Source organism: Bacillus sp. SD088, assembly GCF_017355205.1.
Taxonomy (GTDB): Bacteria; Bacillota; Bacilli; order Bacillales; family Bacillaceae_C; genus Lederbergia.
This window is the reverse complement of sequence record NZ_JADIJK010000017.1, coordinates 86266-111411: the sequence shown is the minus strand read 5'-3', so window position 1 is coordinate 111411 and position 25146 is coordinate 86266. Positions and strand designations below refer to the sequence as shown.

Here is a 25146-nt window from a genome sequence, read left to right as displayed (position 1 = left end):
CTGCGCGCCTTGCGGGATCTCAAGGCCATGCTTGTCCCGCAGGAGTCGGCCCCTGAACTCCAAGCAACAGCCAGGCAGGCGGACAGAAATCGATGAGCTTTCCCAACGGAATCAATAGAAAAAATCGCTTCCTTTAGTAGAATGAAGTTACCACAACAACATCCAAAGGAGCGATTTTTTATGTGCAATTCGAAGACTGAAGAGGATGCCACACATGGCTTTTCCGATAAAGATGGAAGAGATAGCCTGTGAACGGCCGAAACGCAATCAGACGATAAAGTTGCGCAATTCTCAACAAAGTAACGCAATCCCGCCCAAAAGTTGCGCATTGCAGTTTAATCGCATCTGCGGCACTGATTTTAATGCTAGACTAGACGATAAACACAAAAAAAGAGATCCTACCTTCACAAGTAAGATCTCTCCCGAGTTTGTGTTCAATTTCTTTTACTCATCCTGCTGCTTCATTGCTTTCATGTAAAACATAATTTCCTCTAATGATGCTTCTTCTATCATGACATGGTCACCAAATATCTTTTTCACTTCCTCCACCTTATCAGTTAAGGCTTGAAATCCAGTTGAGGAACGATCTATTTTAATAAAGCTCTCTTCCGTATCTCGATCAAGCAAATCGGTGCTTCCTTTCACCAACGCATACTGCTCCCGCAGTTCATAAATTGGTTTATGAAAGAGGATTTCTCCCTGATCAATTAGGACAATATAATCAGCAATCCGTTCTAAATCACTGGTAATATGTGTAGAAAAGAAAATTGTTCTTTTCCCATCTACCATTACTTCTTGAAAAATATCTAATAGCTCCCTGCGAGAAGTCGGGTCCAATCCTGCTGTCGGCTCATCCATCATAATAAACTCTGCATCATGGGATAGGGCAATTGCAAGAGAAGCTTTCATCTGCATTCCTTTGGAGAATTTTTTAATTGGCTTATTGGAGGGTAATTCAAATTGATCTAAATAGGCTTTGAATTGCTTGTGATCCCAGCGTTTATATGCTGGGGCGACAATTCTGCTAATATCCTTCAAGTTCAGCGATCCATATAATACATTGCTATCATAAACAAAGCCGATCCGATCTTTAATCTCTTTTTCATGGTTGGCATAATCCAATCCAAATACACTTATTTCTCCAGCATCTGCTTGTAAGAGGTTCATCATCAGCTTCATCGTTGTCGACTTTCCCGCTCCATTAGCTCCGATAAACCCGGTGACAAAGCCTTGTTTTATCTGTAAATCGATATTATCAATAGAGAATGCCTTTAACTCTTTAGAAACGCCGCGGAGTTCTATCACATTTTCCATCCCCATCACTCCTCGTACAACAACTTCAGTAACTCTTGCAGTTCTTCATAGGATAGGCCAATTTCTCGACTATTTGAGATCACCGCACTTAACTGCTCTTCAATCACTGTTAGTTTTTTCTCGCGAATAACCTCTAAATTTTGCTCTGCCACAAATGATCCCTTTCCAACAATCGAATAGATAAATCCCGACTTCTCTAGTTCTTCGTATGCCCTCTTGGTGGTGATCACACTTATTTTTAACTCCTTAGCCAGCTGTCTAATGGATGGAAGTGCGGTTCCTTCTGCTAACTCACCTGACAAAATAGCCGTTTGAATCTGTTTCATAATTTGTACATAAATGGGCTCTTTCGAACTGTTAGATATAATAATTTGCATTCGAATACCTCTTTTTCATTGTATATCCTCATTATACACATAATAGAAACCGTGAATAACTCTATTCAATAGCCAATTGCTATTACTTTTCTTCATTGTGTATATAACACATAAACATTATATACAACAGTTAAACATCATTATCTCTATATATCAAGTAATTTCCAATAAGAAAAAACAGTGATTACTAGATCACTGAAAAATTAGTCTGGCGGCCTAAATATCACCTCACTGCAAGATATAGTTAAAATATATGGATAGATGGAAATTAATGTAGAACAAAATATCGCTTTAAAATCCCACAATGGAATATGCTCCCCTTACACGGACGGCTAATAAACTTTGCACTCTTGAGTCTGGCATATTCCATTTGCTAGACTTACTTTTCATTTCATATTCCCCCACGATAATCCGAATACCCAAATTTATTAAATAATGAACTAGCAGTATCCCCCTACTTATCATTCGCATTTCATTGGTGATAAACACTCGAAGCTTTTCGGATTGTTAACCAAGGGCGATTTTCTTCCCAACGGATTTTCACTGGCATTTTATATGCTTTTGATAATAATTCGTCTGTCAAAACTTCTTTCTTTGGTCCTGAACCCACTATTTTTCCATCACGAATTAATAATACATGTGATATAACATCAGCAATTTCTTCAATATGGTGAGTCACATAAAGCAAGTGACAATTTTTTTGGTCAATTTTGTTCATTAAATTTAACACTTCTTCACGTGAGAACACATCTAAGCCTGTACAAGGTTCATCAAGTATAAGAATTTCAGGATCACTCATTAACGCTCGAGCAATAAGTACTCTTCTTCTTTCTCCCTGAGACAACATATTATACGTCTTCCCACTCAAATAAGTTAAACGTAATGTAGAAAGTAAAAAATCTGCTTTCTCCCAATCTTCAGCAGAAACATGTTCATATAAACCAAATGAAGCAAATTTACCACTTACAACAACTTCCTCTACAGTTTCTTGTTCTAGAACATTTAAAAATCTCTCTAATGAACTACTGACATATCCAATTTTTCTTCTTAGATCAGGTAAGCTTGTCTTACCAAATTCATTTCCCAACACAGTAACCTTTCCTGTAGTTGGAAAATTATACCCGTTGACAATATTTAATAATGATGTTTTTCCCGACCCATTTAGCCCTAGGATGCACCAATGCTCATATTTCTTTACATTCCAATTAATTTGGTCTAAAATTTCCTGCTTGTTTCTTCTCCATGATACATCCTCAAAGCTAATAACTTTGTCCATGGTTAACCACTCCAATATTCGTATTTGTACAAATCAGCGATTCACAGTTTAAATTGAGATTGTTCATTAATCTTGTTCCCTGCTTCAATTAGTATGTCAAACTCTGTTTTTAACATAGGCAATTGTTCCTCAAAAGAGGACGAGCCTCTGAAATTTTTTAACCCATGAAAAAGAAGTAACAATATCAAAACATCTTATCATCAGATGTTTGTTTATAAAAAAATTTGTTATAATTCAGCGATGGTACCTTCCAAAATAAGAAGCGTATATTTTACAGCAAGTTCAGGATTTTTCTCTTTAATAGACTCATACAATTTTTCATGATGATGTGATTGTGGATCATGTGAACGATATTCTTTATTTAATTTGTGCATAGCGTCAGATACTACTTGAGAAAATGTACGAAATAAATCAATAATAACACCATTTTTACAAGCTATAGCTATGGACATATGAAATTCAATATCTGACTTTGTATATAGTTCTCGATCATCTTTTTCCAATGCTAATTTGCGTGTATCCAAATGAATACGCATAGTCTCTAAATCCTTTGCATCCCGGCGAAGAGCAGCTAATCTCGACATTTCTAACTCCAGCATCTTCCTTGCATCATACACCTCTATTAGTTCCGCACGGTGCAATCGATGTGAAAGAGGTTCTTGAATAATTGGATGTGCTTTTAAATATGTGCCAAATCCTTGTTTTTTCTCAAGTAGGCCTGCGTGCACCAAAACCCGTATGGCTTCCCTAATAGTTGAACGTCCTACTCCAAATAGCTCCATTAATTTTGGTTCAGTAGGAATTTTTTCACCAGGTCGAATCTCCCCAGTAGATATTTTATGTTGTAACTGCTGAACCACATCGTCCACAAGCTTATGTGGTCTTAAAGTTTGAAACGTTAATTTATCATTCATCTGATCATCTCCTGTTTCACCAAGACTAGCATTTCTACTAAAAAATTACAAGACCAATTTTAAGCTACTTCGGGAAAAGCTGTGAAACACAAAAACTCAACCGAGTAAAAGTCAGCTGAGCAGTTGATTATCTAGTCTAATTATCTTACTTAGCAATGAATCATGTCACTTGATACCGTTTCATTCGTAAATACACAACTACATCGAAACCAATTTTCATCACCATTAATACGATCATCGTCAGCACGATATTTTGTGTAAAGGATTGAAGGATAAATTCTTGCTTTGCGGTCATTAGTGTTAAAAAATCCTCAATACGATAATGATTGATCGGAAACAAGTTTAATAGTTTATATACGATACCCCTTTTAATTAGTTGAGTAATGGCTTTGGGCAAAAGGAATAAGCCTAATGCAATGGTTAGAGCACTGAACGGTGAACGGGTAGTAGAGGAAACATATAATGTGATCCCTACAATCGCTAGCAACCCAATAAATTGAAGAGCCTCCGCTAACAAGAATACTTGTAACTGATTGATTTCATCAGGAAAACGAAACAATTCTAATGAAAAATTTGTTTGAATACTCGTATCCCAACCAGTAAAGCCACTATTATACACATAGAAAGCGAACAGTAAAACCCCTTGAACCATGAGAAAGACAAAAGTGGAAATCAGTGTTGCCGCAATGATTTTTGCGATCGTTAATTTGTTTCTGCCAAACCTTGTAGACAATAACAACTGATTCATATTTCTTGAAGTATCACTAGAGAAAACAAGAGAACAGACAAGAATAGTCACAATACTAGTAAGGATGAATAATTGACCCATAACTTTAAATAGGTCATACCATGTTACATAACTGCCAATTTTCAAAGGAATTTCAAATTGGGTAAACCCTATATCTTTGATCGTTTTAGGGTTAATTTGATCAATTGTCATTTTTTTACCTTGTTCCATGGCGTTATTCAATTTTAAATAGTTATCTTCACCTTTTGGAAAAAATGTATCAGCTATTTCATATGAGAACATATCAAAAATTCTATTATTCACATCAACACTTTGATATCGATCGATATAATCTGCAAGAATCTCCCTTACGTTTTGATCTGTAAATTCTCCAGTGCTTTTTTCAACGACCTGATGATAAAGTTCAAGGCCATCGCCTTGCTTCGTGTTGACCTGTGAATAATGAAAACCAATAAGTAATATACTTGCTAAAACAAAACACGATACAATTAGTGCGCCAATAAACGTTTTGTTTTTTCGGATTTTTTCCATTTCATACTTTACTATTGTTCTCATTTCCGGGCGTCCTCTCTAAAATAGTATAGATATAAATCTTCCAATGTTGGTTGCACTTGTTCGGCATTATCAGTAGGTTTTTCTTTTGAAATCATCCTTAATACTGTCCCTCTTGTTTCATGCTTTTGGTTGCTAATGATATGCTTTGCTAGCATTTCATCCAATTTAGCTGGTTTAACAACAGACTCCCATACATAGCCTTGAATGGTATTGACTAGTTCAGAGGAAGCACCTCTGTTTTCAAGTTTTCCTTGATTCAGCACAAGTATTTCGTCTGCAATATACTCAACATCAGAAACAATATGAGTAGAAAGAATGACAATTTTATTTTCGGAAAAAGAGCTTATTAAATTCCTAAATCGAACCCGTTCCTTTGGATCTAACCCAACTGTCGGTTCATCCAAAATTAATATTTCCGGGTCATTAATCATGGCTTGAGCAATCCCCAACCGCTGTTTCATTCCACCAGAGTACTTTTTAATCTTTTTATTCCTCACATCTTCTAATCCAACTAATTTTAACAGCTCAAGGCATCTTTTTTTAGCAACATTTTTATTGAGTCCTTTGAGAGCGGCGATATATAACATAAACTTCATTGCGGTGAAATCAGGATAATAACTGAAATCCTGTGGTAAAAAGCCCAATACTGAGCGAAAAGCATCTGGATTGCTTCGTACATTGTCATGATTATATGTAATTGTGCCCGCAGTTTGTTTCATCACTCCACAGATGATTCTAAATAAAGTCGTTTTTCCTGATCCATTTGAACCTAAAAGGCCGTACACTCCCGGTTTTAAGCGAAATGAAACACGGTCAAGGACAACTGTATCATCATATTTTTTTGTAATATTATCTAGCTCTAATAGCATGAGCAAAACACCTCCCATTTTTTTACATTAAGCATATTCTTGACAATCAAAAGTAAAAAGATGATTGAAAAAATAAACCCTGCTCCCCAATACTTGATCTCGATCTCATAAACATTGAAAAAATTAGCTACAAGTATCCCCCCCATCAGAATGAGCCCTGAGCTTATCCAAAAAACAACAGATGAGAGCGTGTTTCTCCAAATCGTGAAAAGAGAAAATAGCACAATACAAGTAAAATTAAAGGGTACAAGTAAATATAAAATGATCTGCCAAAAGGAAATGGCCATCACGCCCTGAGAAATAAAGGCGAGACAAGTAATGAGTGCTAAATCAGCTAAGCCAAAAATCAGCAATTTGACTACAATATGCTGACGCAGATCATATTTGAGTGTTTGCTCCAATTCCCACATTCCCGATGTAAAACTACGAAATAATTCATCAATAAAGAAAATAACAGAGAAGATCACTGTCACGGTTAAGCATTGCAGGATGAAGCTGGCCGGGTCATCGTTTATCACCTTCGTAATTAAAAAAGTCGTCAAGATCAGGAGAGCAAATTGAATCAGCCACGTTTGAATTCTGGTGAATCGAATGGACGAACGAAAGAGGTCAAAGAGCGAATATTTGCCAAGTTGATGTTTCATGATCTTTTGCTTTCCTAAATCAATGATCGCTTGTCTCTGCATCTCATCACTTTTAATTTCATAATTCCTCATTTTTTTGATCGTTTCATTATCCATTCATAAACTCCTCTTTATCCAATAATCTACTAAGTTTTTTTAAACCTTGTTGAATCCTTGATTGCGTTGTAGGAACGCTTGTCCCAGTAATTTTGGCAATGTCCTTTACTTTTAAATCATAGTAATATTTTAAAATTAGCGCTTCTCTTTGAATATCAGGAAGCTTGTTTAATGCTATTTGGATTTGGTTTACACTCTCTTCCATGATTAAATTCGTCATAATGGTTTCAGCGCTACTATGGATAACATTCTCATCTAATTCCGACTGGGTGAATTTCTTTTTGTTATAGTAGTTGTTACATATATTTACAGTAATCGTGAATAAATAATTAAAGAACTTCCCCGTAAATTTATATGTAGCGATGTTTTCAATGACTTTGAGAAAGATATCCTGGGTTAAATCTGCAGCTAAAACCCGATCGCCGAAACATCTTCGTACACAAAATGAAAAGATTTGATCATAGTACTTATCAACTAGTTTCTCCCAAGCATCCGTATCACCAGATTTAATTTTTCGAATTAAGCTATAGTCTTCGATCGTCCTCACCTATTCATCACAAAAATACTTCTCACTATAAATTAACAAAGATCTTGTAGAAATCATTTAAATAAATCAATTTCGTTAATTCTTTTTTATAGTAAACATCCTGTGCAAAATTGTCATATAGTCTGTAAAACACAATATGCAAGTCTATACACTGCTGATTTCCGTTCTCCAGGGGTGGTAATATTCCTCTTCGCCAGTACTTAACAAATAGGACAAACTATATAAATAGCTTCGGCTTGCACTCAAGGGGAATGGAGGCGTCTGCTCCTCCTTTACATTTGCTCAATATGGCAATTCCCCATCAATAAGCTACTTTTTAATAGGTAATTCATAAAAAGATGACCCTAATTTCAATTTTTGAAATCGGGGTCATCTTTTTTCATAACTATTTAGCTTTGTATTTTCTTTGAAACACACGATTGTGTTTCTCTATCCAATCGAAATCAATTCAGATGGTTTCCCACTATACATAATCGATAAGTGATGGAGCGCTCTTGTGCAACCGACATATAATAATTTTGTTGTTTGCTCTGTGTTTGGATAATCTATCTCATCGACATCGACCATTAGCACGGAATCAAATTCTAATCCTTTTGATACATACACTGGTAATAAGGAGATCCCTCCTTCGTATGTTTGATCTTCGGTTGTCATCATATTTAATTCTGGAAGTTCATTTTTTAGTTGGGAACAAATTTGGTCACATGCCGATTCAGTTCGTAAAATAACGGCAATGGTATTCATGCCTTGCTGTTTCATTTCATTCACCCAGCTTACGATTTTCTCCGCTTTATCTTCTGGTTGTATTTGTTGAATCCGCACATCATCCCCGCTCCGGAATACTGGTTCTGCATATGCAGGTGGGCTTGCGAGATGACTTAGAATCTTATTAGAAAATGCAATAATCTCATAGGTTGAACGATAGCTTTTTGTCATTTGGAAGAATTTCGCACGGGATCGATCGAAAAGTTCAATAAAACGTTCCCATTGGTCAATTCCTTCATCTCTATGAATACCTTGTGCCAAATCTCCTAATATCGTAAATGATGCTTTTTTTGTACGGGCATTTAATACAGAAACTTGATAGGGGGAGAAGTCTTGCGCCTCGTCAATGACAACATGATCAAACCGATCTTCTTTCTCGATACCAAACCAATAATCGTGGATATCCAATAAAGGAGCTAAATCATCCAGAGCTATATTTTTCTTTGGCGGTAAAATGTCTTCTTTTCCCATTCTTTTTAAGATTTCTGCATATAGCTCATAGGGTTTTCTTTTCTTCCATTTACGTAAGTATTTTCTTAGTTGCGCCTTTCCCTCTTTTCGAGCTTGCGCTTGTTCTTTTTTCTCTTCATACATTTTCGCCTCAATTTCAACCCAACGTGTTAATTTTGCTTTAAGCCTGTCGTATTTCTTTGTCACAGGGCTGTCTTTAAAATCGTTTGCTACCCAATGTTTTATTTTCTCTAGGGAAACGCCTTGTTTATTTTCCCAGGGAATAAAATCTTCTTCTGGAAGCCAGTCTTGCTCTAATTGTGATAATTGCTCTTTTATTTTCTGTTGAAATACTAATGTTCCTTTCAAGTTATCCCGCTCAACACAATCTGACTCAAAAAAGGTCTTTCTTCTTTTACTAAGAGATTCCAATTGGAAACTCGGATCATCAATAACCCTCATTGCCCATTTTGGAAAGGTTGTTTGCACAATATCTCCCACGCCCAATTCAGGCAGTACTTGAGAAATATAATCCAGAAAGATCGTGTTAGGGGCAAAGATAATCATGCGATGTGCGCTTAATTGTTCACGGTATTCATATAAAAGGTAAGCAAGCCGATGAAGGGCTACGGTTGTTTTTCCACTCCCAGCAACTCCTTGTATAATGACGGCTTGATTTAAAGGGTAACGAATGATTTCATTTTGCTCGCCCTGAATGGTGGCGACAATATCACGAAGTCGATTATCTTTTTGATCACCTAGTCTATATAATAGAAATTCATCTCCTCCAGATGATTCCTGTTCTCCGCGAATATAGCGGTCTACTACTCTTTGCAGCTCCTGCTCATATGTGACGATATTTCTTTTTAAATTGATTTCACCCTCAACAATGCCATCAGGTGATTGATAATATACAGCATCTTCACTTCCACTAAAACCATAGAATAAACTGGAAATCGGCGCACGCCAGTCGGTAATGACAGCATTCCCATTCTCCTCATCGAAAACACCCGCTTTTCCAATATAAACAACTCTTACCTTATCTTCTTGTGTAAAATCAAGTCGAGCAAAATAAGGGTCTTTTTTAGCACTGATTAATGATTCTAGCATTCTCTTCCTACTGTCATCTAAGGCTATTTCGGTAATATCATCACCAAAATATCCAGATTTTGCGGCTACCTCCTCATATTGTTTGTTAATAATAGCTAATTTTTTGTTTAATTCCTTCTTTTCTTCTTCAAATGGCACACTGACCCCTCCTTATATGAATGTCTCGTTATTTTAGCAAGTAAATATCGAAAAATATAGACTTATAAATATATTTGATGTATACTACTAAATAGAGTATTGCCAAAAATTCACTTAATATAAAATAGTAAAACACATATGAAAAAACCAACATCATTGTTGGCTTTTCATGTGTGTTTTTTAAATTTATGCTGGTCCAAGGTTAGCTTTCTACCACTCTGCAATACTGCCATCTTTATGACGCCAAATAGGATTTTTCCAATCATGCCCAAGCTTTGCTCGTTCCCTTACATAGTCCTCATCTATTTCAATTCCTAATCCTGGACCATCGGGAATTTTCACATAACCATCTTTATAATCAAAAACAGTACGATCCTTAATATAATCAAGAATATCGTTTCCTTTATTATAATGAATACCCAAGCTTTGCTCTTGGATAAAGGCATTATGTGAGGTTGCATCTACTTGCAGGCAAGCCGCTAAAGCGATTGGGCCCAGTGGGCAATGTGGTGCAAGAGCGACATCATAGGCTTCTGCCATCGAAGCAATTTTCTTCACTTCTGTAATTCCTCCAGCATGTGATAAATCTGGCTGAATGATATCAACATATCCCTCTTCGAGTATCGGTTTAAAATCCCATCTTGAGAACATTCTCTCTCCTGTTGCAATGGGAATATGTGTGTGATTAGCGATCTCTTTTAATGCTTCGTTATTTTCAGGCAAAACCGGTTCTTCAATGAACATAGGACGATAAGGCTCGAGTTCTTTCACTAAAGCTTTTGCCATTGGTTTATGTACGCGACCATGGAAGTCAACCCCAATCCCTATATCAGATCCAACAGCCTCTCTAATTGCAGCAATACGCTCGACTGCTTCATCTACCTTCTTATAAGAATCAATATATTGTAGCTCCTCAGTACCGTTCATTTTTACAGCAGTAAATCCGACCTCTACAGCTTTTTTTGCTGCTTCTCCTACATCAGACGGTCGATCACCGCCTATCCATGAATACACCCGAATCGAATCGCGACAAGCTCCGCCCATCAACTGGTAAATAGGTGAATGGAGATACTTACCTTTTATATCCCATAAGGCCTGGTCAATTCCGGCAAGCGCACTCATTAATATCGGTCCTCCGCGATAAAAACCAGATCGGTACAGCATATTCCAGTGATCTTCGATACGTAATGGATCTTTTCCAATTAAATATGTCATTAATTCTTCCACTGCCGCTTTTACAGAGTGTGCTCTTCCCTCAACAACAGGTTCTCCCCATCCAACAATGCCTTCGTCCGTTTCTATTTTCAAAAAATTCCATCTTGGTGGAACGATAAAGCATTCAAAACCTGTAATTTTCATGTGTCAATCTCCTTCACACTTAAATTTTCACTTCATTTTTTTTCAGCAATTTTCTTATCACCCATAATCGCCTTTTTTAAATATGGGCTAAAATCCGCCTTGTTATTTACCGATTATAACCCCCTACAATCTTCACCATTTCTTCAGCTCTTCGTTGGATCTCAGCAAAGTTTTTCTGTTTGACTAGATTTTTATCAACAATCGGTGATCCCACACCTAAGGCAAAACTCCCTGCTTCTAGAAAATCAATGGCCGTATCAGTTGTCACTCCCCCAACAGGAATCATCTCGATTTGTGCGAGTGGTCCTTTTAAGTCCTTTATATATGTTGGACCTAATGTACTGACTGGGAAGATTTTTACCACCTTTGCCCCTAATTCAGAGGCTCTTACCACTTCTGTTGGCGTTAATACACCTGGAATGATCGGTACATTATAACGATTAGCCGTGATAATTGCTGCTTCATTTAGGGTGGGGGCTAATAAAAATGACGCACCCGCAAGAATCGCTAACCTTACCGTTTCCGAATCTAAAACAGTTCCCGCACCTACCAATATATCTGGATAACGCTGTTTTACAGTCTTAATGGCATCCAATGCACCTGGTGTGTTCATCGTAATCTCTAAAATGCGAACGCCTCCTGCATAAAGGCTATCAATAACCTGTTGCAAATCCGCATCAGCATCTGCTCTAATGATTGAGATAATTTTGTGTTCATTTATCGCTTGTAAAACAGAATCCATATGTATATTCTCCTTTTCCTTATATATATCTAAGTTTTTACTTTTTTCTGTAAATGAACCGCTCTCCAGCGACCATCATATGAAATTTTTGAGAGGGGTAATGATGAAAAATATAATCTACAAAATAAGCAGGGTTTTCACTATTATTTGGGAACATATCATAATGCATAGGAATAATTAAATCCGCTCCCACTTCAATACCAAAATCCACAGCTTCACGATAATTCATATTTCCAATTATTCCTCTTGATATTCTTGAATAGTCTGTTCCATTAATAGGAACAAACACAATATCAGGCTGTAATCCAGCGACTTTATCGATTATTTCTTTCGTTGCAATGGTGTCGCCACTATGAAATACTTTAACACCGTTTACTTCAATAAAATAACCAAAATAGTATGGATTTCCATTTTGATCTCTTTCATATTGTGTATGAGCAACTTCAATGGGAATAATGGTAAAGCTCTCAATATGGAAGCTTGAATCATTCGCAACCTGGATTATATTATGAATTCCGATATTGCTAAGCCAAGATGAATGGGAAGCTGGTGCTACAAAGCTAGTCTTTTTAGAGACCTGGGATATTTGTTGTAATGTCTCTAAATTCATATGATCATCATGAAAATGTGTAATAAGCACTCCGTCAATTCCCGCTAATTGTTCAGGTGATAACGGAGGTGGTAGGGCTCTTTTGAATTCAGTATCTGGATTATCCAACTCTATCGAATAGGTCAGATAGGGGTCTATACAGATGAAGCCGTTTCCGCTTTTGAGAATAATTCCCGATTGGCCCAAGCTCCAAATAACAACTTCATCCTTATATGTATTTGTGTTTTTTATTTCGTTTATTAGCTCTTCATCCTGTTTATAGAGCATCGCTTCATCACCACCTACTATTTATTCTGATATTTCTATTCTCATCCCCGAATGAAAGGATTTGATTGCAGCATAAGCAATTTTAAGAGCACGATACCCTGCTTCAGCATGTACAGGAGCTGACTTTCCAGATCCAATCACAGCCACTTTTATTTGATTATTTTCAGGCATGCTCAATAATCACCTTTCCTGTGTTTCCCATAAAAAACAATTCAAAAGCATGCTGTATATCTTTAACATTAAAACAATGTGTGATGATTTGTTGCATGTATGCTAAATTTTCTTTCAGGAGTCTATTATTCCTTTCCAATTCATTATATTGAAAGTATTCACTTCCTAAAACGGCCCGTTCAGTCGCAATTAAATCATGAGAAACTTCTAAATGTAATTCTTGGCCATGTCCGATACAAACGAGTACACCGCGTTGATTAAGTGCATTTAACACAGACTTTCTAGCTACGGTTTTACCACTTGTATCGAAAGCCGCATCTACTCCCATACAATTGACTCGTTTCAGCGCATCCTCCAAAGATGACTCATTTAAATCAATCGGAATCGCACCTAACTTTTCCGCCAAATCAAGACGATAGGATACATAATCCATGATATATACTGGAACCTTTTTACCGAGAAGCAGCTGACACATAGCCAGCACACCGAGACCAATTGGACCCGCTCCAGCAATAAGTACAGACCTAATATCTGAATGTACAAGCTCTGCACGTTTTATTGCATGTCCCCCTGTCCCCATGATATCTAACAGCATCGTTGCTTCAGTCAATGGGATTGATGGATCAATCGGGAAGAAAACACTTTCATTCACAACTATATAAGGGCTATATCCTCCCTCTTTATTAAAGCCATAGTCCCCACGTTTTTCTTGACATTGATTTGTATTACCAGATTTACAGTTTCGACACGCATCACAGTAATCCATCAAAAATATAACTCCAGGAGTTCCAACCACTGTTTTTGTATCTTCTCCGACTGCCATTACCATTCCAGATGCTTCATGCCCCGGGGTCACTTTACTTCCTTCAAAAAATTGATTGCGTTCTGAACCACATAAGGCATTCGCTTTCACCTGAATCAATAATTGTCCTGGACCGGGAACTGGCACTTCTTTTTCTCTAAAATCCACTCTAGAATTACCGATAAATCCAGGGATTTCCATTACTTAGCTAACTTCATCACAAGTCCCCCCCCCAATAGTGTTTATGGATTTTAATATTTTCCCCTCTTTCCCTACTCAGTGCCCTTGCGATGGGGGAAAATTCAGAAAAATTGTTAAAGTACTATAAAATTCCCCTTTAATGTTACTATAAACGTTAACATAAAATGTAGTTTTTTCAATTAAATATTAATATGTTTGTAGAAAGAATCTTTCCATATTGTATGTTTATGAATGATGCAAGTTAAAATTGAGGTAAGAACCGTTGGATTGCTGGATTTTTATAACGCCAATATTACTTTATCTTAGGGAAATAAGAAGTACCGTTAAGACATGCGATAGTAGCTTAGAGGAGGCCTGAACTTCATACAAGGGAAAGCAAATTTCTGAAGCGGCGATACGCACCCTTATCGTTCGTTTTGTGTCCCATACTCATCAGTTACCACAAAAGCTAGCGGCTCGCTAACACTTGGTTCTGGATAGACAGAGTCTATCTTAACTAGATCCTCTTTTGTAAGTTGAATATCTGCAGCCTTTACATTATTGATAACATGTTCCGAATTACTAGATTTGGGGATCGCAATGGTATGCTCATTTCGAATACACCATGCCAATAAAATTTGAAAAATCTCAGCATGATGCTTTTTCGAAATATCTAATAAAACTTTTTGTTTCGTTAAATCAGTCCCTAAACGATCCTCTCTTGCTACGGGAGCATATGCCATTATTGGTATGTTTTTTTCCTTCATCGTAGGGACTAAATCGAAATCAATTCCACGATCTCCTAAATTATAACGAACTTGGTTCGTAGCACAGTAATGACCTTCAGGCAAATTTAATAATTTCATCATATCATTGATATCAAAATTAGAAACTCCCCAGGCTTTGATTTTCCCCTGTATTTTAGCTTTTTCCATTGCTTCTATTGTTTCTTCTATCGGAATACGCCTTTCCAATGGAGTAAGTAAAGATCTACATAATCTGTTTTCAACCGTTTTAAGGAATTTTCTAAGCTGAGGGGAATTTGCTTTTTGGAAGCATTATTAGGAAGAACCTTTGAAACCAGAAATAGATTTTCCCTGTCAAAAGGTTCAATTGCATGACCAACCAAACGTTCAGCATTGCCATTACCATACATTTCAGCAGTATCAATCACCTGAACACCGTGTTCAAGGCCCGCTCTTATTGCTTCTACTTCTTGAGAAAATTTACCTGCTTTGTCTCCCACATTCGAAGTACCTAAGCCTATGGGAAAAACTTCTCTTCCGGCTATTTTTACCTTTTTCAAATTCTTCACTCCCTGTGAATAAAAATTTGGTAGTCACTGCGCACTGGAGCCTATAATAATAACTACCTTATCTTTAATTGCCATACACTATCGTATAGTTGCACTATAAACCCTGAATTCAGCTCTAGAGCAATACTGGGCACTCTTTTAGAGAACAACAGCATTTGTAAATTTGTTTACAGTTGGTGAAAATGATTCTTACACTTCTATTGTTCATCTAATTCCGAAAGCGAAATTTTATATAGCCTATCATCATTCCCTTGAGAAATACCTCGTCCATCTTTATTATTACTAATAAAATAAAGCTCACCATCCTCAATCCGTACGTCTCGAATTCTTCCAAGGTCAGTTACGACTTCACGGTATAAGTTGAATCTCACTATCCATACTTTACGTTATTACGATCGAGAGGGACTCATCCCTTTTGTAGAACGGACTGCTAGTGGAACTAGGATATTTAAAGATTCAGATTTGGACTTATTAAAAATAATTCAATGCCTGAAATCTAGCGGAATGACCATTAAAGATATTAAGCAATTTATTCAATGGTGTTCTGATGGAGATGCCAGCCTGCAACAAAGAGATGATCTTTTTATAAAACAAAAAGCTGTTGTCGAGAAATAAATGGAAGAACTAAAAAAGACATTAGGGATTATTGAACATAAATGTCAATATTACAGGACGGCACTTGATGCAGGAACAGAAGATGTTCATAAAAACAATAAAATCGGAAACACCGTTTTTGAGTAATGTAAAATGAGGGGCTGGGACACAACTAAAATGCTAAACTTCAAAGACGAGCATGGGAGAAAGTATTTGTAGACTCTGTCCGGGAGTATGAGTCGGCAAAGGCCTGGCCATCACTGTATTTCCTGTCCCAATCCACTTTCGCTAAACTAAAGTAGATTAGTGGAACCCAATGATTGATGTTAATATTAAAGGGGTACTAAATGGTATAGTTGCTGTCTTGCCTACTTTTTTAGTACAAAATTCTGGACAGGAAGTGGTGTGTATAACGGGACAAAACTTAGGAGCAGTTCATTTCACATGAACGGGTTGTAGACTTGATTAAAATTACGATCGATTTACCTGAAGGGACAGTAGTTAGTGATATTCTTATAACATCTATTAAACAGTATATTTCACTCTAAATTTGTGATTCAGTTTCCGAAAGTATTAGTATGTCATCGTTATACAGTAAAGCACAGTTGATTTGGGACAGTAAATTTTGAATTAAAAATGAAGTGGTTCATCATTTTCTTACGAAAAACTAAGTTTACTAAAAATTAATATTTTAATAGGATCGGGAGGAAGTATTCATGGAATTTGTTACATTAAGCATGGGCTCGAAATTACCGATTGTTGGTAGTGGTACTAATACCTTTGGGAAAGTAGACCGTAACTATATGGGAGAGATCAATGGTGATACCACCGAATTGAAAGATGCGATCGCCTTAGGATATCGTCATTTTGATACAGCGATTTCTTATCGAAATGAAGCCGTTGTAGGTAAAGCAGTTAAAGAAAGTGGTTTACCTAGAAGTGAATTCTTTTTGACCTCAAAAATTCCTGGTAAAGAAGAATTCACTGCCAATGAAGCTGCGGTACGTCGTGGGGTGGAAGAAAGTTTAGCAGCTTTAGATACATCATATATTGATTTGTATTTAATTCATCATCCATGGGACAATTTGGCAGAGATTCCTGGCGTTTGGCGTGTCTTAGAAGAATATGTCGATCAAGGTATTTTAAAAGAAATTGGTGTGTCAAATTTTGATGAAAAAGAATTAGGCCATCTTTTAGAACATGCTCGCATTCAACCTGCAGTCAACCAAATTGAATCCCATCCTGGAAAATGGAACAATGGCATTATTCGTTATTCATTAGAGAACCAAGTCATTCCAGAAGCATGGGGACCACTAAGTAGAGTCAGTGATGAAGCAAAAGAAACTCTAAGTGCAATCGGAACAAACTACAATAAGACGTGGGCACAAATTATTTTACGTTACCAAATTGAGCGTGGTGTTGTGGTCATTCCTAAATCCCATAACAAAGAGCGTCAAGCCTTGAACTTAGAGATTTTTGATTTTGAATTGACAGAGGATGAACGTAAGATAGTTGCGAGTTTGTAGTGTAGAAGTTAACTTATAAAATGAAACTTCAATCAGTGGGGTTTTCCTTCATCCCCCACTGATTCGTATCAAAGGCTAAATATGCGACAACCCTGCACTAGTACGTCCGGATAAAAAAACACGATAAGCCCTAAGCGGAAGTCTTACAGCCGGTTAATGTGGGATAAACAAATAGCACATAGTAGGACAATATTGCTCATTAATTTTTTTGATGAAGTACTCTCTATTTAGTCAGTTGTAGATACTTATGATTGATTCCTAAAAAAACAAAATATTAATGGGGGTGACCACAATGAATAAACAAGAAAGTATTGAGATAAAATCTTTTAACTTTAAAGATGATGGACATATCCCTAATAATCCCAACTACTCATTACTTCTTTATAAAAACGTTCTAAATTTTCAAGATGATATGAAAGAAATTTTCAGTCAGAAATGATTGGTACGGTGCATGGAATGGAACAGTGGCCACTTACCATCATTATCATAGTAATACTCATGAAGTACTCGCAGTAGTTAGTGGATGGGCAAATCTTCAATTAGGTGGGGAAAAAGGAGTAGAAGTTAAAGTTACAAAAGGAGATGTTATTGTTCTGCCTGCGGGTACAGGACATAAATTAATAGAAAAAAGTCCAGAGTTCGGTGTTGTTGGAGCATATCCAAACGGAAATAAATACGATTTTTGCTATGGAAAAGAAGATGGAAGTTTGGCCCGATTCGTTCAAGACTTCGCCCGTTTTAACATGGAATCCGCCCGATTCAACGCAGGCTTCGCCCGATTATGCCAGAAAAGCACTTTGCTTTCTTAGGGAGGCAATATCCACACACAACTTTACATTGAAGCAGATGACTTGCACACTTGAATAAGCTCTATTATCTCACCATCAGGTCCTTCATAAAAAACAGTCACCCAGCCATTTTTCAGCTTATAGGGACCATCTGACGAAGAGAGTCCCTTTCCTTTCAGTTTTTTCACCCAGCTTTCTATGTCTTCAACTCGCCAGGCTATATGAATTGAATGGCATGGGAGCGGACTGTCTGCTGATTTAATTAATTCGATTCGCACATCTTCGTTTTGTAAGAAAGCAATTTTCTCACCGCTCAATGTAAGGTATTGCTCAATTTTAAAGTTAAACATCCTTTCATAGAATGAAATGGAATCATCTAAATTCCGTACATCAATACCAGCATGATGCCATCTCATCACTTCTCTCCCAGTGATAGGATTAGATTCATATCACCAAATTCATGCCAAAGATATTCGGCCGTCAATGCTTCTTCATAAGCTTTCATAAGCAGTTTTTCATCAATAAAAGCACTAAGCAGATCCAGATGACTTGCCTCTGGTTCATGAAACCCTGTTAAAAGTCCGTCCACTGCTCTCAGCGGGTACCCTTTTTGAATATATAGACGTGTGATTCCTTCCTGTGCTTCAACATGACCAGTATGGTTGACCGCTGTTTCAAGAGCGCGAACAACGGTTGTTCCAACTGCAATAACACGTTCCTTATCTTTCTTCGCTGTGTTTACCAACGCTGCTGTTTCTTCTGGAATGCAAAATGTTTCGGGATGGTTGCTCGGATCAGGCCAGCGGTCATGTCCATAATAACTTAATCCAGCATGCAGCTGCAGGTAAGCAATCTTGACTCCCTTTTGCTGTAATCTATTAAGGAGCTTCCAAGAAAAGGCTCTTCCTGCTGAAGGCATTTCCACTGAACCTGGAACGGAAGCATAAACAGTCTGATACATCTCTAACGGCCACGGTGTTTTAATATATTCATAGTAAACCGGCTCCCCGTATCGATAAATCGCATCAGATAAAGCCAATCCACTCTTTGAAAAGGAAAGAATCATCAAAGGCGCCTCATTTCCCTTTCCTAGAATGGTTGCCGTCAATTCACCAGGTAAATCTATCTTTTCCCCGACATTCAATGTTTCTTCTATAATAAGTGCTTCCCATTCATGATTAGTTAATTTTCGGGATAATCGAATTTCAATTGTTTGCTTCCCTCTTTTTCCTTTTAACACAGGCGGAATAGTGCGGCTATTATTTAGTACAAGCAAATCCCCTGCACGCAAGCTGGAATCCAGCTGATCAAAATAATGATGAAAGGATTCTCCTGTCACTTTATCGAGAGTCATTAAGCGGACATGATCCCTACTTATCCCTCTATATTCCGCGGGGGTACTTGAATCTAAATATTTAGGCACTTGGAAGGAACGGGTAGCCATCATTGAATATCCCCTTTTTCTTCTAAAAAAGATTGTGTCTCAAATCTGATTCCGTTCACTTCTAGGGATTCATTCAAGGCGATCGATACAAATGCTTTTGCGGTATCATTCGGATCATCCAATTCATAATCACAATCTGGAACCGCAATCCAGTGCATCTCTGTATCCATTTCGCCTGGGTCAACCATACATACACTAACCCCTGTATCCTGCAGCTCATCTGCCCATGTTTGTGTTAATCCCTCCACAGCAAACTTGGAAATACCGTAGGCACCCCATTCCGCATATCCCGTATTTCCTGCATCTGATGTGACATTAAGGATTCTTCCTTTATTTTTGGTTAACATGCCCGGCAATACACGCTTCGTGACAAGGAAAGGATTGATCGCATTTACTCGGAGTACTTCCGCAAAATCATGATCCGGATAATCAGCCAACAGTGTAGGTCCTGGTCCAAATATGGATGCATTATTAATTAACACATCAATCCGTCCAAACGCCTCTTCTGCAATCGATACGAACCGCTCAACATCCTTGGCTTTAGAGATATCTGCCGTTACTGCGACAACTTCTGCTCCAAGCTCTTGGGCTTCCATCTCAACCTTACGCAACAGCTCTTCTCCTCTTGCACAAATAGCAAGCCGTACTCCTTGTTTTGCGAATGCCAAGGTCAAAGCTCTCCCAAGGCCTTTAGATGCACCTGTGATCATCACAACCGTTTTCATAAAATTCACTCACTTCCTTATAATTAGTCCTTACTATTACTTTAAAGAAAGTGAGCATTGGACACATCGGGAAGAAGACGGAAAGCTACTACTCAAATAGATGATTCACATATACAACTTTTGAATGAGAATAATTCGTTCATAAAAGGATCGCCAAATACGTGATCCCTCTGACAAAATGTGATATCGTACTTTGTCGTCATAACACTTTGAAATACCTTTTGAAGAAGGGCCCCTTACCAGTTAATGAGAATTACCTTGCTTTTCGAAGTATTCATTTTGCAGAAGTCCCATATGGATAATGTCATGCCATTTTCCTTCCCTAAATAGGCTTTCTCTACTATTTCCTTCCTCGTGAAAACCAATTTTTTTATACAAACGAATAGCCCTATTATTGAATGAAAATACCTGAAGAGAAACTCTATGTAAATTCATTTCATAAAAGGCATAGTCCAACAGTAATTTCAATCCTTCTGAACCGTAACCCTCTCCCCAGTATTTCTTCTCTCCAATATCAATAATGCATTCGGCATTTCGATTCTTATCATCAATATTAATTAAAGCTACGACCCCTATCGATGTTTCATTGCTTTTTTCAACCATGATGTAACTTTTACTGGTATGTGATCCCAGGATAACCTGATCAACAAACTCTTTAGTTTCTTCCAACGGATAAACATCTAATGAAGGATTGGTAGAATACATAACATCCATATCATTTCTCCACTTATGATAAAGTGCTGTATCTTCCATTGTCATCTTTCTTAATCTAACTCTTGATGATTCAAACAACATAATATCCCCTCCTTATTTTGCATGTATTGGATTAATTAATTTTTCTAGAGTGAAAAGGAAGACAGATAATTGATCCTTTACTTTGGTTTGCTCATGCCCAAGCTGAAATGTGTCCAACATTAAACCATTTATAAATGAGACGAGATACCTCGCAATCGAACGAGTAGACTGTTGAGGTTTAAATTCTTCTCTGAGAATACCTTCGTTTAATACTTTTTCAATAGCTTCTACAGTCCGAGCATAGCGTTCAGATATATAAGGAAAATGATCTTTATTCTTTGCATAATTAGATGATAGAAAAAATTCTGCTTTTGCAAGGAGCAAGGTTTGATTAGCTGCTTCAATATAAAATTGTTGTTGCTCAACCCAGTGTTTTAATTGTGGCCATAATCTCTCCTCATCAGGCAGCATAAAATATTGAATATCTTTTTGGTCATCATATTTTAAAACTTCGATAAAAACATGATCAATATTATCGAAATAACTATAAAATGCCCCTCTAGAGATCCCAGCTTCGTCCATAATATCTTGCATTGATGTATGCATATACCCCTTTTCAATAAACACCTTCTTCGCTGCTTTTATCAACTCTCTTTTTCTTTCATTTTTATATTCTTCGCTAACTTTTGGTGTCATAAAACCACCCTCCATTGTGAGTGACAAAAGACATAAATAAAATATACACAAGTGTCGTTTATATTGTTCATTATAACGACACTTGTATATAGTTTCAACCTTCTTGTATTGAAATGTTGATATCGGGATTGGAAAAAGTTCCATCAAGAATAATTGCGCCTTAATGTTCTATCGCCAGCTTCGAATCGTTTCCAATATATTCTCTGTACACCCCCCTGCCCACCTTACAATTGTTCCGGCCAAACGAGGTAACAACAACAATAAAATGATTCCTGCTATGCAAGCTACAATAGCACGCGGTAATGTATCAATCGTAATCATCATGACGGTCATATCAAATAATCTATACAAATAAGGAGATAAAATCATCGCGATTGGCAGTAAATAACAGACAAAAGCAGCAATAAAAGTTAAGAAACCTAGAAGAAATCTTGGGAAAATCATGATGCCCACTGCAAACCAATTTCTTTTGTCTGAAACTTCCTTTGTCACTTTATCTTGTGGGTCCCACTTTAAGGTAGGAATATTGATGTACGCATATTTTTCTGCTGCCTTTCGATCCAAATCCAGCAAAAAAGGAATCGTTCGAAAAACCCCTGCTAAAATCGGGATACCAACAACAGTAAAACTTACTCCAACGGAAAATATTACGCTTATTAAATAAAAAGCGAAGTATAAGAAGCCAATAAAAAACCAGAGGAACAAATAGACAAAATTTTTAATATTTGAGATAAGTAATCCCATATAAAAAACCACCTTTTCTTTTAATAATGGAATAATATTAGATTCCGTATATCCCATGCGTATTTCATTATCCATACTTCACGTCATAAGGCATAGTGACATTTTGTCATTTGTTTTCATGACTGATATTCATAATGCCTTGTAGTAAAATAGTGATGATCACAACACTAAATAAGCGGGGTTCTATTATGTATGACATCATCAAAAAGTGGTACTGGTATGACTGGATGGTATTTGCTGTTCGCTCCATTTGGTTACTCTCTGTCCTAATCGGTTTATGGGAATTTCATAACGTTTTATCATTCCCACTTTGGATTCTGTTTGGATTGCCATTCATTGTCTTTTCAATTCCATTTTTAATCCAGCAATTTTACAGAAGATATTTCATCCTTACAGAGATTATTATTTCGGGTGGTTATTGCATTATTTTGGCTTTCCTTCTTCCTGATTCAATATGGCAGTTTATTCCGATTGCTTTTGTAATAGGTTTTTACAGTATCCAAAGGGTCTATATTTGGTCTGGCCCCTTAACTATTGTAGTCATTCCCTTTACCATTGGGATCGTCACCGATCAATCTTTGACTGACACCGTTCTTCGTTTAATATCAAATTATGGTGTGGCATTTGGACTTGGATATGCTTTTCAGCTACTTGTAACCAATCATAAGCAAGGCTTACTCATACGTAAGCAAAACAGTGTGCTTGAACAATATGTGCACCAGGTGGAGCAACTCACATTACTGGAGGAACGGAATCGTTTATCACGGGAATTACATGATACAGTCGGTCATACCTTTACAACGATGATCATGGGGATGGAGTCGATCCGTTCTTCATTGACAGATGAAAAGGTTATACGTAAGCTAAATGTTTTACTGAATGCGGCACATGACGGTTTAAAAGACATGCGAAAACTTGTACACCAGTTGGAACCGTCGACAGTGGAGCTACCCCTTATTCAAAATGTAAAACAGTTAGTGGACAAATTTATGGAGAGTACGGATATCTCTGTAAAGTTTCGATGTTTTGGAGATGAATATAGCTTATCAAAGGAAGTTAAATTAACAATCATTCGTTGCATTCAGGAAGCATTAACAAACGCTGTTAGACATGGGCGCGCAAGTGAAATCAGAGTATCTCTATATTTCGACAACTTGGAGTTACGCTTACAAGTTGAAGATAATGGCGTATTGAAACGAGAGAAAAAAATTGAGCTCGGTTTTGGCTTAGGTGCGATGAAAGAAAGACTGCAGGCTTTGCAAGGAAATTTATCCATACATACAGACAATATGGAAGAAACGGTGTTGATCTGCACCATTCCAAGAAATAGCGAAGCCAATACCGACACACTCAGGGTAATCCTAGTAGATGATCAACCTGGCATTTTGGATGGGTTGAAGACAAATTTGGAGAGTCACAATCAACTGCAAATTGTCGGTATAGCTGAATCTGGAGAGGATGCCTTATCATTATGTAACCACACCCAGCCCGATATCGTACTTATGGATGTAAATATGGCTAATATGAACGGAATAGAAGCGATGGAAGCAATAAAGGAAAAGAATTCCATGATCAAGTTTGTTATTCTCTCATCTTTTGAGAATATCGATCAAGCGGTAGAGGCACTGCAAAAAGGAGCAAATGGCTATTTACTTAAGTCTATTCAAGCAAAAGAGCTCATTGATACCCTTCATTTCATTCACCGTGGAGATACCATTATCTACCATGAAATTGCTAATCAGGTGTTTGAAAAATTGAAGGAGCAAAATGTTACAGGTGGTAAACATGCCAAAAATGATTATGGCCTGACATCTCGAGAAATTGAAATTATTCGCTATTTAGCCAAGGGTATGCGTTATAAGGCCATTGCCGCCAGACTTTATTTATCGGAGGGTACAGTTAGGAACTATGCGTCCGAAATGTATGCGAAACTTGGTGTAAGCAATCGTGACCAGGCTGTAGAAAAGTGTTTAGAGAATGGATTGATATCTCATTGATTTCTTTCAAATTTTGGTTAGATCGGGAGGGATAGGGGGAATTTGTTATGATCGTGTCGATACGATGGTAAAATTCTCCGAAAAAGTAGTCAATGTATTAGCATATAAATACAACAAAAGAAGATCAATTCACCTTGTCCGATCCGTTGAGAAACTCCTTAACAATCGGACAAGGTAAGAACAAAAGCGCAAGCGCCCGTTTAGCGACGTACAAACTTTCATAGTAAGGATGAACAGCTAAAAATGCGCCGTCCTGGCGGCAGACTCAAACGCGACTTCCTGTCGCTTCGTCTGCACTAGTACCTCCTGTACGTCGCAACGCTGTTCTGACCTACATCCTGTAGCCCTGAGATAAAGGATACACGGCGAAGCATGAGCCGATGTTGACTTACGCAAGCAGAAGCTGAAAGTTTGCTAGTCGCTGGGCGCTGGAGCTGGATGTCAAGCCGCATTGTAAACAGTTATCCACAGCCAAGAATTTTATAGTTTCCTAAACCATAAAAAATGGACAAACGAAAGCACTAGCCAGAACAACCGGCTATTCAATCGATAAGCCTACACTTTTTCTTCAGAAGCCTCAGCCGTGTTGATTCCCGCTGTTCCTCCGCCAATAATGGCGATCAGACGCAATTTCCATGATCACATACG

General features: G+C 37.4%; 27 protein-coding genes and 2 pseudogenes. 6 read left to right on the top strand and 23 right to left on the bottom strand.

Features of this window, described 5'->3' with window-relative positions; genetic code table 11:
- Positions 1-444: 444 nt before the first annotated feature.
- From IPU53_RS15760 to IPU53_RS15685, 17 genes are all read right to left on the bottom strand, one after another.
- Entirely contained in the window at positions 445-1314 is an 870-nt protein-coding gene (locus IPU53_RS15760) for an ABC transporter ATP-binding protein (RefSeq protein ID WP_207451971.1), read from the bottom strand.
- A 5-nt stretch (positions 1315-1319) separates the two neighbouring features.
- Positions 1320-1691, bottom strand: coding sequence for a GntR family transcriptional regulator (locus IPU53_RS15755; RefSeq protein WP_158324420.1), 372 nt, complete (start codon positions 1689-1691; stop codon positions 1320-1322).
- Positions 1692-2163: 472 nt separating this feature from the next.
- A complete protein-coding gene (locus tag IPU53_RS15750; RefSeq protein WP_207451970.1) occupies positions 2164-2967 on the bottom strand; it encodes an ABC transporter ATP-binding protein in 804 nt (267 codons plus the stop codon).
- Between the two features lie 227 nt (positions 2968-3194).
- Positions 3195-3881 carry a FadR/GntR family transcriptional regulator gene (locus IPU53_RS15745; RefSeq protein WP_207451969.1) on the bottom strand — a complete coding sequence of 229 codons (687 nt, stop codon included), beginning with the start codon at positions 3879-3881 and terminating at the stop codon, positions 3195-3197.
- Positions 3882-4041: 160 nt separating this feature from the next.
- On the bottom strand, positions 4042-5184 hold the full coding sequence (locus IPU53_RS15740) for an ABC transporter permease subunit (protein ID WP_207451968.1): 1143 nt from the start codon (positions 5182-5184) through the stop codon (positions 4042-4044).
- On the bottom strand, positions 5181-6053 hold the full coding sequence (locus IPU53_RS15735; protein ID WP_207451967.1) for an ABC transporter ATP-binding protein: 873 nt from the start codon (positions 6051-6053) through the stop codon (positions 5181-5183). Before IPU53_RS15735 ends, IPU53_RS15740 begins: the two co-directional genes overlap by 4 nt.
- The gene (locus IPU53_RS15730; RefSeq protein WP_207451966.1) at positions 6044-6793 is read right to left on the bottom strand and encodes a hypothetical protein; all 750 of its coding nucleotides are present in this window, start codon (positions 6791-6793) and stop codon (positions 6044-6046) included. The genes IPU53_RS15735 and IPU53_RS15730 overlap by 10 nt, the downstream gene beginning before the upstream one ends.
- Complete coding sequence (locus tag IPU53_RS15725; protein ID WP_207451965.1) at positions 6786-7340, bottom strand: RNA polymerase sigma factor; 555 nt, start codon at positions 7338-7340, stop codon at positions 6786-6788. The genes IPU53_RS15730 and IPU53_RS15725 overlap by 8 nt, the downstream gene beginning before the upstream one ends.
- A gap of 429 nt (positions 7341-7769) precedes the next feature.
- Entirely contained in the window at positions 7770-9803 is a 2034-nt protein-coding gene (locus tag IPU53_RS15720; protein WP_207451964.1) for a HelD family protein, read from the bottom strand.
- 210 nt (positions 9804-10013) lie between these two features.
- Positions 10014-11162: a galactonate dehydratase gene (gene dgoD / locus IPU53_RS15715; protein ID WP_207451963.1), complete on the bottom strand. Its 1149-nt coding sequence runs from the start codon at positions 11160-11162 to the stop codon at positions 10014-10016.
- A gap of 106 nt (positions 11163-11268) precedes the next feature.
- Positions 11269-11904, bottom strand: coding sequence for a bifunctional 4-hydroxy-2-oxoglutarate aldolase/2-dehydro-3-deoxy-phosphogluconate aldolase (locus tag IPU53_RS15710; RefSeq protein ID WP_207451962.1), 636 nt, complete (start codon positions 11902-11904; stop codon positions 11269-11271).
- 37 nt (positions 11905-11941) lie between these two features.
- Complete coding sequence (locus IPU53_RS15705) at positions 11942-12781, bottom strand: MBL fold metallo-hydrolase (protein WP_207451961.1); 840 nt, start codon at positions 12779-12781, stop codon at positions 11942-11944.
- A 21-nt stretch (positions 12782-12802) separates the two neighbouring features.
- Complete coding sequence (locus tag IPU53_RS15700; RefSeq protein WP_207451960.1) at positions 12803-12952, bottom strand: hypothetical protein; 150 nt, start codon at positions 12950-12952, stop codon at positions 12803-12805.
- The gene (locus IPU53_RS15695; protein ID WP_207451959.1) at positions 12945-13955 is read right to left on the bottom strand and encodes an alcohol dehydrogenase catalytic domain-containing protein; all 1011 of its coding nucleotides are present in this window, start codon (positions 13953-13955) and stop codon (positions 12945-12947) included. Before IPU53_RS15695 ends, IPU53_RS15700 begins: the two co-directional genes overlap by 8 nt.
- Positions 13956-14359: 404 nt before the next feature.
- A complete protein-coding gene (locus tag IPU53_RS25655) occupies positions 14360-14869 on the bottom strand; it encodes an aldo/keto reductase (RefSeq protein ID WP_396019955.1) in 510 nt (169 codons plus the stop codon).
- A 17-nt stretch (positions 14870-14886) separates the two neighbouring features.
- Positions 14887-15240, bottom strand: a complete 354-nt coding sequence (locus IPU53_RS25650; protein WP_396019954.1) for an aldo/keto reductase — start codon at positions 15238-15240, stop codon at positions 14887-14889.
- Between the two features lie 206 nt (positions 15241-15446).
- A complete protein-coding gene (locus IPU53_RS15685) occupies positions 15447-15620 on the bottom strand; it encodes a hypothetical protein (RefSeq protein ID WP_313886503.1) in 174 nt (57 codons plus the stop codon).
- Here IPU53_RS15685 and IPU53_RS15680 point away from each other — a divergent pair.
- From IPU53_RS15680 to IPU53_RS15660, 5 genes and pseudogenes are all read left to right on the top strand, one after another.
- A pseudogene (locus IPU53_RS15680) lies at positions 15574-15990 on the top strand (MerR family transcriptional regulator). The gene IPU53_RS15685 and the pseudogene IPU53_RS15680 overlap by 47 nt on opposite strands.
- Positions 15991-16150: 160 nt before the next feature.
- Positions 16151-16237, top strand: a pseudogene (locus IPU53_RS15675) (oxidoreductase); the annotation flags it as partial.
- A gap of 322 nt (positions 16238-16559) precedes the next feature.
- Positions 16560-17369: an aldo/keto reductase family protein gene (locus tag IPU53_RS15670; RefSeq protein ID WP_207451958.1), complete on the top strand. Its 810-nt coding sequence runs from the start codon at positions 16560-16562 to the stop codon at positions 17367-17369.
- A 292-nt stretch (positions 17370-17661) separates the two neighbouring features.
- Positions 17662-17808 (top strand): hypothetical protein, encoded by a 147-nt coding sequence (locus IPU53_RS15665; RefSeq protein WP_207451957.1) that lies wholly within the window; start codon positions 17662-17664, stop codon positions 17806-17808.
- Between the two features lie 25 nt (positions 17809-17833).
- A complete protein-coding gene (locus IPU53_RS15660) occupies positions 17834-18178 on the top strand; it encodes a cupin domain-containing protein (protein ID WP_207451956.1) in 345 nt (114 codons plus the stop codon).
- Between the two features lie 23 nt (positions 18179-18201).
- On the opposite strand, the gene IPU53_RS15655 is transcribed toward IPU53_RS15660, so the two are convergent.
- The 6 genes from IPU53_RS15655 to IPU53_RS15630 all read right to left on the bottom strand — a co-directional run bounded on the left by IPU53_RS15655 (position 18202) and on the right by IPU53_RS15630 (position 22576).
- The gene (locus tag IPU53_RS15655; RefSeq protein ID WP_207451955.1) at positions 18202-18573 is read right to left on the bottom strand and encodes a VOC family protein; all 372 of its coding nucleotides are present in this window, start codon (positions 18571-18573) and stop codon (positions 18202-18204) included.
- Entirely contained in the window at positions 18573-19604 is a 1032-nt protein-coding gene (locus IPU53_RS15650; RefSeq protein ID WP_207451954.1) for an S-adenosylmethionine:tRNA ribosyltransferase-isomerase, read from the bottom strand. Before IPU53_RS15650 ends, IPU53_RS15655 begins: the two co-directional genes overlap by 1 nt.
- Complete coding sequence (locus IPU53_RS15645) at positions 19601-20326, bottom strand: SDR family NAD(P)-dependent oxidoreductase (RefSeq protein ID WP_207451953.1); 726 nt, start codon at positions 20324-20326, stop codon at positions 19601-19603. Before IPU53_RS15645 ends, IPU53_RS15650 begins: the two co-directional genes overlap by 4 nt.
- A gap of 243 nt (positions 20327-20569) precedes the next feature.
- Positions 20570-21121, bottom strand: coding sequence for a GNAT family N-acetyltransferase (locus IPU53_RS15640; RefSeq protein ID WP_207451952.1), 552 nt, complete (start codon positions 21119-21121; stop codon positions 20570-20572).
- A 12-nt stretch (positions 21122-21133) separates the two neighbouring features.
- Positions 21134-21757 carry a TetR family transcriptional regulator gene (locus tag IPU53_RS15635; RefSeq protein WP_207451951.1) on the bottom strand — a complete coding sequence of 208 codons (624 nt, stop codon included), beginning with the start codon at positions 21755-21757 and terminating at the stop codon, positions 21134-21136.
- 168 nt (positions 21758-21925) lie between these two features.
- Positions 21926-22576 (bottom strand): sensor domain-containing protein, encoded by a 651-nt coding sequence (locus IPU53_RS15630; protein WP_207451950.1) that lies wholly within the window; start codon positions 22574-22576, stop codon positions 21926-21928.
- 113 nt (positions 22577-22689) lie between these two features.
- Here IPU53_RS15630 and IPU53_RS15625 point away from each other — a divergent pair, with 113 nt between their 5' ends.
- The gene (locus tag IPU53_RS15625) at positions 22690-24498 is read left to right on the top strand and encodes a helix-turn-helix transcriptional regulator (RefSeq protein WP_207451949.1); all 1809 of its coding nucleotides are present in this window, start codon (positions 22690-22692) and stop codon (positions 24496-24498) included.
- Positions 24499-25146 lie beyond the last annotated feature (648 nt).